At 42.7% G+C, this 16,033-nt stretch carries 13 protein-coding genes; 5 read left to right on the top strand and 8 right to left on the bottom strand.

The features are described 5' to 3' along the window. Positions 1–115 precede the first annotated feature (115 nt). Entirely contained in the window at positions 116–2,476 is a 2,361-nt protein-coding gene (gene rnr, locus DPV92_RS08790) for a ribonuclease R (RefSeq protein ID WP_111354546.1), read from the top strand. An 85-nt stretch (positions 2,477–2,561) separates the two neighbouring features. Here rnr and rne read toward each other — a convergent pair whose 3' ends face one another. Continuing rightward, the gene (rne, locus tag DPV92_RS08785; RefSeq protein WP_111354545.1) at positions 2,562–5,534 is read right to left on the bottom strand and encodes a ribonuclease E; all 2,973 of its coding nucleotides are present in this window, start codon (positions 5,532–5,534) and stop codon (positions 2,562–2,564) included. A 418-nt stretch (positions 5,535–5,952) separates the two neighbouring features. Here rne and DPV92_RS08780 point away from each other — a divergent pair, with 418 nt between their 5' ends. Next, positions 5,953–6,909, top strand: a complete 957-nt coding sequence (locus DPV92_RS08780; RefSeq protein WP_111354544.1) for an RsiV family protein — start codon at positions 5,953–5,955, stop codon at positions 6,907–6,909. 59 nt (positions 6,910–6,968) lie between these two features. Here DPV92_RS08780 and DPV92_RS08775 read toward each other — a convergent pair whose 3' ends face one another. The 5 genes from DPV92_RS08775 to DPV92_RS08755 all read right to left on the bottom strand — a co-directional run bounded on the left by DPV92_RS08775 (position 6,969) and on the right by DPV92_RS08755 (position 11,063). Then, positions 6,969–7,607 carry a nitroreductase family protein gene (locus DPV92_RS08775; RefSeq protein ID WP_111354543.1) on the bottom strand — a complete coding sequence of 213 codons (639 nt, stop codon included), beginning with the start codon at positions 7,605–7,607 and terminating at the stop codon, positions 6,969–6,971. A gap of 124 nt (positions 7,608–7,731) precedes the next feature. Then, positions 7,732–8,772: a 23S rRNA pseudouridine(2605) synthase RluB gene (rluB, locus tag DPV92_RS08770; RefSeq protein WP_111354542.1), complete on the bottom strand. Its 1,041-nt coding sequence runs from the start codon at positions 8,770–8,772 to the stop codon at positions 7,732–7,734. Between the two features lie 38 nt (positions 8,773–8,810). Beyond that, on the bottom strand, positions 8,811–9,428 hold the full coding sequence (locus DPV92_RS08765) for an L-threonylcarbamoyladenylate synthase (protein WP_111354541.1): 618 nt from the start codon (positions 9,426–9,428) through the stop codon (positions 8,811–8,813). Between the two features lie 215 nt (positions 9,429–9,643). Beyond that, positions 9,644–10,573: a zinc ABC transporter substrate-binding protein ZnuA gene (gene znuA, locus DPV92_RS08760; protein ID WP_404810746.1), complete on the bottom strand. Its 930-nt coding sequence runs from the start codon at positions 10,571–10,573 to the stop codon at positions 9,644–9,646. 61 nt (positions 10,574–10,634) lie between these two features. Further along, positions 10,635–11,063, bottom strand: coding sequence for a DNA polymerase III subunit psi (locus tag DPV92_RS08755; protein WP_111354539.1), 429 nt, complete (start codon positions 11,061–11,063; stop codon positions 10,635–10,637). 80 nt (positions 11,064–11,143) lie between these two features. Between DPV92_RS08755 and rsmC the strand changes: the two genes are divergently transcribed. After that, positions 11,144–12,130, top strand: coding sequence for a 16S rRNA (guanine(1207)-N(2))-methyltransferase RsmC (gene rsmC, locus DPV92_RS08750; RefSeq protein WP_111354538.1), 987 nt, complete (start codon positions 11,144–11,146; stop codon positions 12,128–12,130). 25 nt (positions 12,131–12,155) lie between these two features. Here rsmC and fabR read toward each other — a convergent pair whose 3' ends face one another. Both fabR and oxyR read right to left on the bottom strand, forming a co-directional pair. Then, positions 12,156–12,770: an HTH-type transcriptional repressor FabR gene (gene fabR / locus DPV92_RS08745; RefSeq protein ID WP_111354537.1), complete on the bottom strand. Its 615-nt coding sequence runs from the start codon at positions 12,768–12,770 to the stop codon at positions 12,156–12,158. A gap of 18 nt (positions 12,771–12,788) precedes the next feature. Continuing rightward, a complete protein-coding gene (oxyR, locus tag DPV92_RS08740) occupies positions 12,789–13,679 on the bottom strand; it encodes a DNA-binding transcriptional regulator OxyR (protein ID WP_111354536.1) in 891 nt (296 codons plus the stop codon). A 123-nt stretch (positions 13,680–13,802) separates the two neighbouring features. Between oxyR and DPV92_RS08735 the strand changes: the two genes are divergently transcribed. Both DPV92_RS08735 and mpl read left to right on the top strand, forming a co-directional pair. Further along, positions 13,803–14,540: a glutathione peroxidase gene (locus tag DPV92_RS08735; protein ID WP_005709405.1), complete on the top strand. Its 738-nt coding sequence runs from the start codon at positions 13,803–13,805 to the stop codon at positions 14,538–14,540. 124 nt (positions 14,541–14,664) lie between these two features. Then, complete coding sequence (mpl, locus tag DPV92_RS08730; RefSeq protein ID WP_111354535.1) at positions 14,665–16,029, top strand: UDP-N-acetylmuramate:L-alanyl-gamma-D-glutamyl-meso-diaminopimelate ligase; 1,365 nt, start codon at positions 14,665–14,667, stop codon at positions 16,027–16,029. The last annotated feature ends 4 nt before the right edge of the window (positions 16,030–16,033 follow it).

The following is a 16,033-nucleotide window of genomic DNA, read 5'->3' as shown; positions in this document are numbered from 1 at the left end:
GGGTGTGTCAGCTGGCTGACGCACGCTTTTCTATTATTGATTGTGCGTGAAACCATATTTAATACCCCCTACATTTTATTTCATAAAAAATAACAACAAATCAAAAGAGAACCCAATGATAGTCGATCCAAATTATCAACAAGAATTAGAAAAATACGAAAACCCCGTGCCTTCACGGGAATTTATTTTACAAACCATTCGCGAATTTGATGCTCCCATGAAACGCGAGGAGCTGCTTGAAGCCTTTCATATTTATGATGAAGAACGCACCGAAGGCGTGCGTCGTCGATTACGTGCGATGGAAAACGATGGGCAGTTAGTTTTTACCAAAGGTAAACGTTATGCTTTGCCTGAAAAGATGGATTTGCTCAAAGGCACGGTAATTGGTCATCGCGATGGCTACGGCTTTTTGCAAGTCGAAGGGGCAGATAAAAACGCTAAAAAAGATGATGATTGGTTTATTCCAAACGTGCAGATGGCACGTGTGATGCACGGTGATTTTGTGCTGGCTCAACCGAACGGGATGGATCGTCGTGGGCGTAAAGAGGTACGTATTGTACGTGTGCTAGAAGCCCGTAAAAAACAGCTCGTTGGTCGTTTTTTCCTTGAAAGTGGCATCGGGTTTGTCGTACCAGATGATAGTCGTATCACGCAGGATATTTTAATCCCTGATGAATTCCGCCAAGGGGCAAGAATGGGGCAAGTTGTGGTGGTTGAGCTACAAGAACGCAAAGCGAGCTTTAACCGCCCTATCGGTAAAATCACCGAAATTTTAGGCGACAATCTCGCCCCTGGTATGGAAATCGAAATCGCCTTGCGTAATCACGACATTCCTCATGTTTGGGGAGATGCTGTTGAAAAACAGATCCGCCATTTTAACGAAGAAGTCCCCGAAGAAGCGAAAAAAGGGCGAGTGGATTTACGAAATCTACCGCTTGTGACCATTGATGGCGAAAGTGCCCGCGATTTTGACGATGCCGTCTTCGCTCAAAAAGAGCCAAATGGCTGGCGTTTGTGGGTAGCTATTGCGGATGTTAGCTACTATGTTCGCCCGAAAACGGCACTAGATTTAGAAGCAGCAAACCGCGGGAATTCGGTCTATTTTCCAAATCGCGTGATTCCAATGTTGCCAGAAGTGCTTTCCAACGGCTTATGCTCGCTCAATCCGCAGGTAGATCGCCTATGTTTGGTAGCAGAAATGATAGTTTCCGAACAAGGCGAACTCACGGGTTACGAATTTTATGAAGCGGTGATGAATTCTCATGCACGCCTGACCTACACCAAAGTGTGGAAAATGTTGCAAGGGGATGAAACCTTACGTGAACGTTATGCTCCGCTTGTACCACATATTGAAGAGCTTTATCGTTTGTTCAATGCCTTAGCAGAGGCTCGCCAAAAACGTGGTGCGATTGAGTTTGAAACGGTCGAAAATCAATTTATTTTCAATCCTCAGGGAAGAATTGAGCGAATTGAACCACTTGTTCGTAATGATGCTCACAAGCTGATTGAAGAGTGCATGATTTTGGCGAATATCGCTGCCGCTCGTTTTGTGGAAAATGCGAATGAGCCTGCGTTATTCCGTATTCACGATAAACCAAGTGAAGAGAAACTGACTAGCTTCAAAACCTTTATTCGTGAGTGTGGCTTAACGTGGAATGTCGGTTTAGATCCAACGCCTAAAGATTACGCATCATTAATTGAACAGCTTGAAGGTCGCCCAGATCGCGAGCTTATCCAAACGATGTTGCTCCGCTCGCTCAAACAAGCCGTCTATGCAGCGGATAACGTGGGGCATTTCGGCTTAGCATTAACCGAATACGCTCACTTTACCTCTCCAATTCGTCGTTACCCTGATTTGCTGTTGCACCGTGCAATTAAATATTTAATCGAAAAGGGAAAAGGTAATACCAGAAATTACACAGAGGGTGGCGGTTACCATTACAAATTAGATGATATTGACCAATTCGGAGATAAATGCTCTGCTACCGAACGCCGAGCAGACGATGCAACCCGCGAAGTCGCAGACTGGCTGAAATGCGAATTTATGCAAGACCATTTGGGCGAAGAATTTGAAGGCGTAGTCTCTTCTGTCACGGGATTTGGCTTGTTCGTGAAATTAGATGGATTGTTAATCGATGGCTTGGTGCACATTTCCACGCTGAAAAACGACTACTACCATTTCGATGCCGATAGACAGCGTTTAGTCGGCGGTTCAGGCATCATTTACCGCTTGGGCGATAAGGTGAAAGTGCGTGTAATTAACGTCAATTTAGATGAGAAAAAAATTGACTTTGCTTTGTTAGATAACTTCCGCAAAGGAATGAACCTCGGCAAAACTGCCAAACAAAAAGAGAAAAAAGCCAATGCCAATAAGCCTGTTTTTAAAGAGGTTAAGAGCTTTAAAAAAGAGAAATCGAAGAAGAAAAAACAAGCGGTGAAATCTAAGAAAAAAGTGGCGAAAAAGGCGAAGAAGTAGTGCTTACTACTAAATGAATTTTATATGCAAAAATTAACCCGCTGTATCACAACAAGCGGGTTATTTTCTTTAAGGCTTTACCAAATTAGTTGGCTACACGTGGTGCTGAGTGCACGTGGCTGTCTGCCGCTGCGTGTCCTGCTGCCCCTTTGCCGTGGAAGTAATATTTTGAATGATTCCACACACGAATTTGGAATGCGGGTGCTGCTGGCTCTTTGTTCTCTGCTTTAGTCATCGCTGCTTTGGTATGTTCCACGCGAGAGAATGTACCTAAATGTCCTTCAAACACATATTCGCTTTGGTAAGTAGAAACAGGCACGATAATTGCTTTTTGCTCAGTTGCTTCAATTGCAGGTGCAGCTGTTGCTTGAACCATCGCAGTTTGAGCATTGAGATTGCTACGACGTTCCTGGTTTTCTTTTACTAAATCACGATCAGAGTGTTGGCTTACCACTTCACCAAATGGGGCAATGTGTTCTGCCACTTTAGTAACTTCTGGTTTTGGCTCTGCCGTTGCTGGATATGCCGCACGCTCATGACGCTCTTTCACCAAATCGCGATCGGTATGTTGGGTAACAAAGCCACCAAATGGTACGGTGCTTTCCACTTTGCGTTCTGCTTTTTCTGCCACTTGTTCCGCTTTCACTTCGGTTGAAGTCGCTTGCTGTTCAAGCATCTCATCTACTGACAAGAAGTTTTGTTTTTCTTGTACTGGTTTTTGAGGGCGAACGTTAATTGCTAGTAAAATTTTACCGCTTGCGGCTTCTGGTGAAGCAACAGCAGAAGTTAATGGCATCGCACGTACACGATCATTGGATTGGCGATTATCACGACGGCGTTGGTTGCCTACGCGTAAATGGCGAGGCAGGCGACGTTGACGGCTGTTTTCGCGGTTGTTCTCGTTGCTTTCCACATGCTCTTCGTTTGTGGTTTCTGCTTCAACAAGCGGTTGAATTTTCGGTGCTTTTTGCACTTCATCTTGAACAGGAACTTGCTCTGGAGCAACAGCTTGTACGTTTGCTTTTTCGTTGCTTTCTGCTACTTCAGCATTGTTTTCTACGCGCACTTTTTTGCGTAAATCGCGGCGTTGGCGACGCTCTGCAACTTGGTTCGATTTTTCGACCGCTTCTGATACGCCAGCCGTTTCTTCCACAATTTGACGACGTGGCTGACGCTCTTTACGTTCAGCTTTTTCGGCTTTCGCTTTTTGTTCGTCTTGTTGTGCTTTACGTTGTTCTTGGCGTTCTTGACGATCTGCACGGTTACTGCGTTGACGACTATTGCGGCGTTCACGAGGGTTGCGAGATTTCGCTTTCGGTTTCTCTTCTTCCTTAGGCTCTTCGCTGAAAATCGCTTTAATTTTCGCGATAATGCGGCTTAATAGAGACGGTTTTGCAAGCTCAACAGGGGTTGGTGCTGGTTGAAGATTAAGCTCTGTGCTGTTGAGTACAGATTCCACTGTAATTACTGGCTCATTACGGCTTACTAGAGCCTCGTCTGAATGTGAGTGATGATATGGATTTTGCTCAGCATCTTGGTGAGTCAAATAGCGTTTTGCTAAGTCGTAGCTTAACATCGGCTCGATTTCATTTTCGCGCAAACGGTAAACGCTAAAGTGTGGCGTTTCCATACTTTCGCTTGGCACAACCACCACGCTCACATCTTGGCGAGACTCAATGCCTGAAATTGCTTTGCGTTTTTCGTTCAATAAGTAAGAAGCAACTTCTACAGGCACAATAGCGTGAATTTGTGAAGAGTTTTCTTTGATTGCTTCTTCTTCCACTAAACGTAAGATTGAGAGAGCGATAGACTCGTTATCACGCACTTTACCCGTGCCTTGACAGCGCGGGCAGATATGGCTTGACGCTTCGCTTAGTGATGGGCTTAAGCGCTGACGGCTCATTTCAAGCAAGCCAAAGCGTGAAATACGGCTGAATTGGATGCGTGCACGGTCTTGGCGAGTTGCTTCACGAATACGGTTTTCTACTTCGCGTTGGTGGCGAACAGGGGTCATATCGATGAAGTCGATCACAATTAAACCACCTAAGTCGCGTAAACGTAATTGGCGCGCGATTTCATCTGCTGCTTCTAAGTTGGTGTTGAGTGCAGTTTCTTCGATGTCACCACCACGAGTTGAGCGTGATGAGTTGATGTCGATTGCCGTTAATGCTTCGGTTACATCAATAACAATTGAACCGCCAGATGGCAAGCGAACTTCACGTTGGAATGCAGATTCAATTTGCGATTCGATTTGGTAATGGCTGAAAAGTGGCACTTCGCCTTCGTATAAACGCACGCGGTTGATGAAATCTGGACGCACTAGACGAATATGATTTTTCGCTTTTTCGAAGATTTTTTTGTTGTCGATTAAGATTTCGCCAATGTCGCGACGGAGATAATCGCGGATAGCGCGCACGATTACATCGCTTTCTTGATGAATTAGGAATGGTGCTGGGCGAGATTGTGCTGCATTTTTAATTGCTTCCCAGTGGTGAAGTAATACTTTTAGGTCCCACTGTAATTCTTCTGGTGATTTGCCCACGCCCGCAGTACGTACGATTAAGCCCACATCTTCAGGCACATCTAAGCAATCTAACGCTTCTTTGAGTTCTAAACGCTCATCGCCTTCAATACGGCGAGAAATTCCGCCAGCACGTGGATTATTTGGCATTAACACTAAGTAACTGCCCGCAAGTGAAATGAACGTGGTTAAGGCAGCACCTTTGTTACCACGTTCTTCTTTGCTCACTTGTACGATTACCTCTTGCCCTTCTTGAATAATATCTTTGATATTCGGGCGACCACTGAATACATAACCTTCAGGGAAATATTCGCGTGAGATCTCTTTTAAAGGCAAAAAGCCGTGGCGCTCAGCACCGTAATCTACGAATGCGGCTTCAAGGCTTGGTTCAACACGGGTAATTTTCCCTTTGTAAATATTTGATTTTTTTTGTTCGTGCCCTGGCGACTCAATATCCAGATCGAACAGACGCTGCCCATCAACAAGGGCAACGCGCAACTCTTCTTTTTGAGTTGCATTGATTAACATACGTTTCATTGTGTTTCTCTTATCTTTTTTGTTGTTGCTTGAGTTATTGCGTATTTTCAAATGACTCAACAGATTGTTGGCATTCCCGCCAATCTCACGACTGTCTTCGCTTTAACTATGAATTAACGATAAACTTTTGTCTTACGCCCATTTTGTTTGTCTAAAATGGCTGCAAAATCAAAGGGTTATACCCTAAGATAGTTTTTGCTCACAAGAGCAAAGTGGTCTCTTTTTTACCAAAATTTGCAGGCAAAAAGAGGGTTGTATTATCGCATTTTGAAGGCTAAAAAGGCAAGGTAAATCTGCCCAGTAAAGTTGTTTAGATATGCGCAAATTTCAGACAGTTTGAACAAAAAACAATGAAAATGACCTAGCCTAGTGCTATGATACTAGAGCATTTTTTATTCTCTCTTTTAAGGATAATCCCATGAAAAAATCTCTCCTCACACTGCTGATTTCTTCCGCTTTTCTTCTGTCAGCTTGTAACGAAAAAGATACTCAAGCTCTTAACGAAAAATTACAACAAGCTGAACAAACCATCACTCAACTTAATCAAGATCTTGCAAAATCTCAGCAAGATTTAACCGCTTTACAAGCAGAACAAAGCAAGTTGCAAGCACAATTACCTGCACTTGACGTGACAATTGAACCATTATTTTCAAAATTAGAACAGGTAAAATTACCCGCAGGGAATGATTTTGGCAGAACAGAAAGTGAGCTTTATTATTTTGCAAGCATTGCAAAAACGGGCTTAGATTGGCTGGATAATTTGCTGATTCGTCATACTTTGCTTAACCATAATGGAAACATCAATCATCAAGTGACAGGGACTGAAAAAGAAGAAGCTCTAAAATTAATCGAAAAAAATTATCAAGCTTCAAAAGCCGCATTGCAAGAGTATGGTGATATTGCGATTCGTGATAGTTCACAAATGGCATATGTTGGGCAGCGTGGCAATATTGCAACTTTTATTCAGTATTGGGATAACTACACGGGTGGTGCGCACGGTCTTTATGGCACGAATTACTTCAACGTAGATTTAAACAAAAAAACCGTGATTTCGTTGGATAGCTTGATGTCAAAAGCGCATCAAGAACAAGCCAAAGCTATTTTATGGAATAGTTATTTAGAAAAAACAAGAATGGAAGCTCAAGACGAAAAAGCTGAGCCATTTACCCCAAAAGCGGACTTTGATTTAGTTGATAACTTCTATTTCACTAATGAAGGGATTAATTTTGTTTATCCTGTTTATGCTTTAGCCTCTTTTGCTGAAGGCGAAGTAACTTTAACTTTATATTGGAATGATGCGAATAAATTGGTTTCGAGCGATTATCAGAGAACTAAAAAAGATGGGGTGGGATTGGCACTCGAAGGAAATTGGTAGTGATTAAAGAAAAAAGGGCTGATTTGTGATTTAAGCAGCCCTAAGCTTTATAGATTCTGTTATTTTTTAAACCCTTTGCCATTATTCCAAGAAACCGTATATTCCAACGGCAAACGCACGCTTGGAATTGGCGCGGTGGCAGCTTTGCCGATGGCGAGTAGCATTAAAGGTGCATAACGCTTGCTATCCACTTCTAAAGCATTCATCACGGCCTCACGGTTAAAAATGCCAATGGCGTGAGTGTCGTATCCTTTATCTTTGGCGACTAACATCAATTGCATTGTGGCAAGGCTGGTGTCGATAAGTACTTGATCGCGAATTTCTGCTTCGCTTGATTTTTCGTGTAATCCTAATAAGAAATTATACGAATTGTCTCGAAATTGTGGCATTAAACAGCCTTTTTCGACCGAATAATCCAAAATATCGTCTAATATTTTTTGGTATTCTAAATCGGCTAAGACCAAAATAACCGCTGAAGCACTTTCACAAGGCGGGGCATTATGTCCAACAAAACCGAGTAACTGGTTTTTCGTTTCCGTATCATCAACCACCACATAGCGCCAAGGTTGTAAGTTGGCTTTTGAAGGAGCAAGTTGAGCGATGGTAAGCATTTCTGCTATTTCTTCACGGCTAATTTTCACATTCGGATTAAACATTTTGATTGTTTTGCGAGCTTCAATAACTTTGGTTAGGTCCATTTTTATCTCCTCAAGCGGTTGATTTTTTGTGGAATATTGTAAGTAGTATATGCCTCTCAAAATGTAACTAAAATACCCCAAGTTGGGCAAATAAAAAGCGTGCCGAGCACGCTTTAAAACCTGATTAACTTTTCGCACGATATTTTACGTGCTGTTTCACTGCTTTACGAATTTGGTGAATGTTAGTGCGTCTTCTGTTTTTCGTTACATCTACTTTGGTTTCCGTTTCTGGTGGAAGACCAACCAATTCACGCAGATAGTTCACTTGCTCAAGTCCCATCTCTTCCCAGCCCCCACGTGGTAAGCTTTTTTCGAGCTTAATGTTACCGTAGCGAATGCGGATTAAGCGACTCACTTCCACTTCTTGCGATTCCCACAGACGACGTACTTCACGATTGCGACCCTCGGTTAAGGTGACATCAAACCATTGGTTAATCCCTGTACCGCCTACTGCCTTAATTTGCTTGAAGTTCGCAGGCCCATCTTCTAATTGCACGCCTTTGCGTAAGCGTTGTAGCATCGCTTCGTCTACATTGCCGAACACACGCACGGAGTATTCACGCTCTACTTCACGGCTTGGATGCATTAAGCGGTTGGCCAATTCGCCGTCGGTAGTAAAGAGCAATAAGCCTGAAGTGTTGATGTCTAAGCGCCCTACAGCGATCCAGCGTGAGCCTGTTAAACGTGGCAATCGGTCGAAAACGGTCGCACGACCTTCTGGATCAGAGCGAGTGCAAAGTTCGCCTTCAGGTTTGTAATACATCAACACGCGGCAAATCTCTTTTTGCGTTGGGATAATGTTGATTAAATGCCCGTCGATACGGATTTTGGTGGCAGAGCTTAATACTACACGGTCACCAAGTGAGGCAATTTTGCCGTCTACACTCACGCGTCCTGTTGCAATTACCTCTTCCAATTCACGGCGTGAACCTTGCCCTGCTCGAGCTAAAATTTTCTGTAATTTCTCGCCTAAAACTTTCTCTTTTTTCTCTGTCGTTTTATCTAGAGAAGCGGTCGGTTTTGCCACTTTTTTTGCAAGCGGACGAGAAGTTGGGCGTGCAGCACGCTGTTCGTTGCGTTCCGCTAAGCGTGGGTTTTTGCTATTTCTTTTTTCGTCAGATTTTTGGTTAAAAGCAGGCTTTTGTTTGTTTTGAAATGTTTTCATGGTTTGTCCTTTGTCGCTTTCACAAGCGTCTAAATGTTTTAAATAAATGGTGTGAGGCTGCCCGATCCTTCACGGATAATTTCAGGGCTATCATTCGTTAAATCAATCACCGTTGTTGGTTCAACGCCCAAATATCCATCGTGAATAATCAGATCCACTTGGTGTTCTAAAATGTTGCGGATTTCTTCAGGATCCGACTGCGTCGTCTCTTCACCAGGCAACATCAAAGAGCAAGAAAGCAACGGTTCGCCAAGCGCGGCAATCAATGCCAACGCAATTGCATTATCTGGCACTCGAATCCCGATGGTTTTACGCTTAGTTTGTAGCCTACGCGGCACATCTTTAGTCGCAGGCAAAATAAAGGTGTACGGATTCGGCACGTTATTTTTCATCAAGCGATAAGCTTGGTTATCCACCATTGCATAAGTCGAAAGCTCGGATAAATCGCTACACACTAGTGTGAAATTATGATTTTCAGGCAACTGACGAATTTTCACGATGCGTTCCATCGCCGCTTTTTCCCCAATCCCACAACCGAGAGCATAGCCCGAATCGGTCGGGTAAATAATCACGCCACCTTTACGGATAATTTCAACCGCTTGGTTAATCAAACGAGACTGCGGATTTTCAGGGTGAATGTAGAAAAATTGGCTCATAGCAACTCCTTTTGTATTCCGCTTATGATAAGTAAGTGGAGGCTAAGTTTGGGAAACATTATACATGAGAATTGGGTAGGAAGGATGGAATTAGTAAAAATAGATTGGGTAACGATGCTGTTTTTACGAACAACGATTAGTTGTAGTGTAGCAACTGTCTTTACCTAAAAACACAGTTGCTACATTACATTAAGAATAGACAGTTGTATGAAATCTTATTTCGCCAAACATTTCGTAAACTCATCCGCAATGCCTTGCAAGAATTGTGGATAAGCCTCTGCACCCATCTTAATTTTCGCACCAAGTGGATCAAGTTGACCAACACCTACTTGCGTGCCTTTGCTTAAACTTTCTACGACACGTGGCGTAAATTGTGGCTCTGCAAATAAGCAAACAGCTTTATGCTCTGCGATATGCTCTTTAATTTTTGCCAGCGTTTTTGCACCTGGTGCAACGGTTGGGTTGATGGTAAATGAGCCGAGCGAGTTTAAACCATAAGTCGATTCAAAATAGCCATAAGCCTCGTGGAAAGTGTAATAACCTTTGCCTTTTACTGGCTCAAGCTGGGCTTTTAATTGCACGGTTTTGGCATCTACTGCGGTTTTAAATTTCGCTAAGTTTTCCGCAATTTTTGCTTTTTTTGCTGGATATAACTGGGTTAGGCGATCTGCAATCTGCTCTGCCGCAATTTTACTTGCATCGCTTGAAAGCCAGATATGCCAGTCGTGGCTGTGGTCATGTCCGTGATGGTCGTGACCATGAGCGTGTTCATGATGCCCGTGATCGTGGTCATGGTCGTGATCTTCGTGATGTGTTGCTTCGATAATCTCTTCAATGGCAGGTACTTCGCCCAATTCTAGCACCTTGCTTTCAGGTAATTTTTCAACAGATTTTTCTAAAAATGACTCTAGACCGTGCCCTACCCAAACTACTAATTCTGCTGATTTTAATTTTTCAACATCAGAGGGTTTCAAGCTGTAATCGTGCGGTGATGCACTCACTGGCAATAGCACTTGTGTTTCTGTTACACCATCAGTAATAGCATTGGCAATAAAGCCTAGAGGTTTGATGGTGGTTAATACATCCGCGTGAGCAAATGAAGTTGCGGCTAAAATCCCTGCTGCAAGTAACGTTTTTTTCATAATTTGTCTCCTGTTAATAAAACGTTAAGTTTGAGCATTCTAGCAGAATGATTTTAAATTACCATTATTTTTTTATGGAGATTTGAGTCTGTTTTTGAAAAACATTATCCAATCCTTTCCACAACTTCCTTTTACTTTCAGGCTTGAGTAATTCTGCCCAACTTTCGACCTTCAACTGTGGCTGATTTGCACATTTTTTCTCAATTTTGACTGCTTGTTCTTTATCTTCTACCACCAAGAAAAAGGGGGTATGCTTGAAACGGATTCGCTGAAATTGCTCGTGATTTACCCAGTAAAATTCATTCGATTGCAATGAAAGTGCAAAAAGCAAGTCTTGAAAAAGCCTGCTTTTTTGTTGTTCTTCTTCACAAATCACTACTAATTTGATCGCTTGATCTAACCGAATTTGAGCATCGCCTTTAAGCACTTGTGGCTTAACCAACTGCCATTGCGTCACGCCCATTGCCTGCAGTAATAAATCTCGTCTATTCATCTTGTTCTCGCAAAAAATTGATAGGGAATAGTAGCAAAACTGGGTAAAATGCGGAAATTATTTTTAAAGGAAAGGAAATTATGTTCTCTCTCGAAAGCGAAGTGTTAGCTCGCCATTTGCCTTTATTTGTCGAAAAATCGGTACTGTTTTTTGGTTATGTGCGTGATGATTTTACTCAAAGCTTAACTGGTGCAAAATCGGTGTCAGTATTCAGTAGCTATTTTGATTACGCTCACTCACGCCAAGCGGTCAAATTTGGAATAGAAAATACCCAAAAAGCAGATTTAGCCGTGTATTATTGGGCAAAGAATAAGCAGGAATGCCAATATCAATTGTTAGAATGGCTGGCTCAATCAGAAGTCGGGCAAGAATTGCTGATTATTGGCGAAAACCGTGCAGGCGTGCGTTCGGTGGAAAAAATGCTCGAACCGTTTGGCAATATTGCCAAAATTGATTCGGCTCGTCGCTGTGGTTTGTACCATTTTGAGCTACAAAACGTGCCGACTTTCAATGCAGAAAAATTCTGGAAAAGCTACGTACTCAACGATTTAACGATTTCTGCTTTGCCAGCGGTGTTTAGCTCGGCAGAATTGGATGGTGGCACGAAATTATTACTTTCAACCTTCCATAAAGCTGACGGCTTAAAAGGTAAAGTGTTAGATTTAGGGTGTGGTGCAGGTGTGATTGGTGCCAGCTTAAAAAAACAATTCCCCCAAATTAAACTGACGATGAGCGATATTCACGCCATGGCGATTGCTTCTAGCCAACGTACTTTGGCAGAAAATGCATTGGAAGGCGAAGTGTTAGCAAGCGATGTGTTCTCGCATATTGAAGGGCGATTTGATCTGATTGTTTCAAACCCGCCATTCCATGATGGTGTGGATACGGCTTATCAAGCGGTCGAAAATTTGATCTTACAAGCGAAAAACCATTTAACCAAAGGTGGAGAATTACGCATTGTAGCGAATGCCTTTTTGCCTTATCCAGACTTGCTAGACAGTGCGTTCGGCAAGTACGAAGTGGTGGCGAAATCGACTAAGTTTAAGGTGTATTCAGCACGAAATTAAGCAGATAAGGCGTATAAATAACGCCCTATTTTCTGACATAAGCGGATGCTCCGTGCATCAGCATTCTAAGTTGGGTCATTACCCGTTTTTTGAGTTCCTCACGTTGTTGGTTGTTCATATCTAACGCATGTGAACCTGCGGTAAAAACGAGCGTAACTAAGCCTTCAGCCTGAATATGGGCAATTTCACGCCCTAATTCGGGGCTTTTCATTAAGATGTAATCGGTGAGTTCTGCAACAAAATGCTGAATTTCACGCGAAGCTGCGGTTCGAAAAGCTTGCGATGTGCCAGAACTTTCACGTAATAATAAGCGGAAAACATTTGGGCGGTCATTAATCAGTTCAAAGAATGTTTCCACAGAGAGGGCGACCACGCTGCCGCCTTTCTCAATGCGTTTACGAGCCTGACGCATCAACTGGCGAAGCACTAAGCCTGATTCATCCACCATTGCCAAGCCCAGTTCGTCCATATCTTTGAAGTGGCGGTAGAAAGAGGTTGGGGCAATACCTGCTTCGCGTGCGACTTCCCGCAAACTTAAGTTGCTGAAACTTTTTTCGGCACTCAATTGGTTGAACGCTGCATCCACAAGAGCACGGCGGGTTTTCTCTTTTTGTTGTGCTCGAATTCCTACATTACTCATTTGTTATCTCTGCGTCCATTATGCAGCATTTTGTTTTTTCATCACTTCTTCAATGCCTTTAGCAAGGCGTTCATAGCGAGCACGAAGTGGCGAACCTGGGCGATAAATCAAGCCAATCGCACGGAATGGTGTTGGATCGCAAAATGAAATGTATTTCACACCGCTTGTTTCTTTGGCGGCGAATTTTGGAATCAGCGAAATGCCTACATTGGCAGCCACCATATTGCGGAGCGTTTCCAAATTGGTTGCTTTGAAATGGGCACTCTCTTTCGCCCCAACTGATAAGCAGTAATCTAGCGTTTGCGTGCGTAGGCAGTGACCATCATCTAAGAAAAGCAGCTCTTTATCTTTTAAAACCGAAATAGGTAGCTGTTTTTCTTTTGCCCATTCGTGCTTATCTGAAACAGCAAGCAAAATCTCTTCGTTAAAAAGTGGCACTTCAATAAAAGGTTCGCTCTCTTTAACGAAAGCTAAAATGCCGCAATCGAGCTGACCAGCAGAGAGTTGGTCCACCATTTGAGAGGTTTGCAATTCGTATAAATAAAGCTCAAGCTCTGGGAAAGCTTCTTTCATTGCGGGTACAATAATTGGTGAAAGGTATGGGCCGAGCGTAGGTAAAATCCCCACGTGAAGTGGGCCAGACATCTCTTTGCCTTGATTGCTTGCCATTTCTTTTAACACTTTTACTTCACGTAGTACGGCTTTGGCTTGATCCACTAATTCAAGCCCCGCTTGGGTAAATAGCACTTTACGGCTAGTACGTTCAAGTAAAATCGTTCCTAATTCGTCTTCTAATTTGCGAATTTGACCGCTTAATGTCGGCTGACTCACATTGCACGCATCGGCAGCACGACGGAAATGTTTGTACTCTGCTAATGAAATTAAATATTCCAGATCTCGGATATTCACAATAATCTTTTCCTTATTTTATTTATAAATCTTACCTATCAATAGAATAAGATGAATTATGGCATATTTATCTGTAAAATGCCTCAGATTTTTAATTCTTATTTATTTTTTTGGAGAAAAAATATGTCTTTAAAAGATATGACAGGTCAAAAAGTTCCTTCAGTAACATTCCACACACGTCAAGGCGACGCATGGGTTGATGTAACTACAGATGAAATCTTCAACAACAAAAAAGTAGTTGTTTTCTCATTACCAGGTGCTTTCACACCAACTTGTTCATCAACTCACTTACCACGTTACAACGAATTAGCGAAAGAATTCTACGCATTAGGCGTTGATGAAATCGTATGTGTATCTGTAAACGATACATTCGTAATGAATGCGTGGAAAGAAGACCAGGAGTCTGAAAATGTAACAGTTATCCCAGATGGTAACGGCGATTTCACTCGTGGTATGGGTATGTTAGTAAGCAAAAACGACTTAGGTTTTGGAGAACGTTCTTGGCGTTATTCTATGTACGTTGTAAACGGTACAGTTGAAAAAATGTTCATTGAACCACAAGAACCTGGCGATCCATTCAAAGTGTCTGATGCAGATACTATGATCAAATACTTAAACCCAGCTTGGGAAGCAAAACCATCAGTGTCAATCATCACTAAACCTGGTTGCCCATTCTGTGCAAAAGCAAAAGCATTATTAGAAGTGAAAGGCTACCAATATGAAGAAATCGTATTAGGTAAAGATGCTTCAACCACTTCAGTACGTGCAATTACTGGTCGTACTTCAGTTCCACAAGTATTCATCGGTGGTAAACACATTGGCGGTAGCGACGATTTACAAGCATATTTCGATGTAAAATAATTGAAATTTGATTAGCGAAAGGCTAGGTTCTTATGGAATCTAGCCTTTTTTGTTATACTTGATTGATAAGCTGCCCTCTTTTCTAAAGAGGGGGATATTTTTACGTAAATTAAATGGATCTCCAATGAAACAAAAACACATTCACATCCTTGGCATTTGCGGCACTTTTATGGGGGGCGTGGCAATGATTGCTAGAGAGCTTAGCTATAAAGTGACAGGTTCAGACACCAACGTTTATCCGCCAATGAGCACTTTTTTAGAAACGCACGGCATCGAGGTTATTCCTAACTACAATGTTGACCAATTACAACCTGCCCCCGATTTAGTTGTTATCGGTAATGCAATGAGCCGTGGTAATCCTTGCGTGGAATATGTGCTTAATAATCAGTTAAATTACACATCAGGCCCACAATGGCTGCACGATCATCTGCTCAAAGATCGCTGGGTGCTTGCTGTTTCTGGCACACACGGAAAAACCACCACCACGGGAATGTTAGCGTGGATCTTAGATCAAAACCACATCGACGCAGGCTTTTTAATTGGTGGTGTGGCAGGCAATTTCGGTATTTCCGCTCGTGCAGGCTCAAGCAAATTCTTCGTGATTGAAGCGGATGAATACGATTCTGCCTTCTTCGACAAGCGGTCTAAATTTGTGCATTATTCGCCAAGAACTTTGGTTATCAACAACATCGAATTTGATCACGCCGATATTTTTGATGATTTGCACGCAATCCAACGTCAATTCCACCACCTTATCCGCACCATTCCAAGCGAAGGGCGAATCCTTGCGGCAAGTGACGATCAAAATGTGCAAGATACGCTCAATATGGGCACCTACAGCGAAGTACAAGCCATTGGCGAAGGCAAGGAGTGGTTTGCAAAACCATTAAGTGCGGATTGCTCACATTTTGAAGTGTATCATTTCGGCAAAAAAGCAGGCGAAGTGCGTTGGAACATTATCGGTCGCCACAATATGCATAACGCATTGATGGCAATTGCCGCCTCACAGCACGCAGGTGTAAGCGTTGAAGGTGCTTGCAAAGCGTTAGGCTCGTTCATCAATGCCAACCGCCGTTTGGAAGTCAAAGGTGAAGTAAACAGCATTACTGTTTACGATGATTTCGCTCACCATCCAACCGCAATTGAAGCCACAATCGATGCACTTCGTAGTAAGATTGGTAAAGATGCTCGCATTATCGCGGTGTTAGAGCCTCGTTCAAACACAATGAAAATGGGTGTGCATAAAGATGATATTGCCCCAAGTTTGCACGATGCACAAGCGGTCTTTGTTTATCAGCCCGATACTATTCCTTGGAAAGTGAGCCAAATTACCGATGCGTTAAGCCAAACAGCGAACTGGTCAGCAAGTATTGATGAACTGGTTGAAATGATCGCTCAAGAAGCAAAATCGGGCGATCATATTCTAGTGATGAGCAACGGTGCTTTTGGTGGCATTCATCATAAATTGATTGAGAAACTAAAAGGCTAAATGA

Origin of the sequence: Pseudohaemophilus paraphrohaemolyticus, from assembly GCF_003253115.1 — a bacterium.
Lineage (GTDB): Bacteria > Pseudomonadota > Gammaproteobacteria > Enterobacterales > Pasteurellaceae > Haemophilus_A > Haemophilus_A paraphrohaemolyticus_A.
The sequence above is the reverse complement of the archived record's forward strand: the minus strand, read 5'-3'. Positions and strand labels throughout refer to the sequence as shown.

Excerpts from the sequence above, each read along its gene's own strand:
- DPV92_RS08735 (WP_005709405.1), top strand. The coding sequence starts at position 13,803 with ATGTCTTTAAAAGATATGACAGGTCAAAAAGTTCCTTCAGTAACATTC.
- mpl (WP_111354535.1), top strand. The coding sequence starts at position 14,665 with ATGAAACAAAAACACATTCACATCCTTGGCATTTGCGGCACTTTTATG.
- DPV92_RS08775 (WP_111354543.1), bottom strand. The coding sequence starts at position 7,607 with ATGGACCTAACCAAAGTTATTGAAGCTCGCAAAACAATCAAAATGTTT.
- rne (WP_111354545.1), bottom strand. The coding sequence starts at position 5,534 with ATGAAACGTATGTTAATCAATGCAACTCAAAAAGAAGAGTTGCGCGTT.
- DPV92_RS08765 (WP_111354541.1), bottom strand. The coding sequence starts at position 9,428 with ATGAGCCAATTTTTCTACATTCACCCTGAAAATCCGCAGTCTCGTTTG.
- DPV92_RS08755 (WP_111354539.1), bottom strand. The coding sequence starts at position 11,063 with ATGAATAGACGAGATTTATTACTGCAGGCAATGGGCGTGACGCAATGG.
- DPV92_RS08780 (WP_111354544.1), top strand. The coding sequence starts at position 5,953 with ATGAAAAAATCTCTCCTCACACTGCTGATTTCTTCCGCTTTTCTTCTG.
- fabR (WP_111354537.1), bottom strand. The coding sequence starts at position 12,770 with ATGAGTAATGTAGGAATTCGAGCACAACAAAAAGAGAAAACCCGCCGT.
- rluB (WP_111354542.1), bottom strand. The coding sequence starts at position 8,772 with ATGAAAACATTTCAAAACAAACAAAAGCCTGCTTTTAACCAAAAATCT.
- rsmC (WP_111354538.1), top strand. The coding sequence starts at position 11,144 with ATGTTCTCTCTCGAAAGCGAAGTGTTAGCTCGCCATTTGCCTTTATTT.
- rnr (WP_111354546.1), top strand. The coding sequence starts at position 116 with ATGATAGTCGATCCAAATTATCAACAAGAATTAGAAAAATACGAAAAC.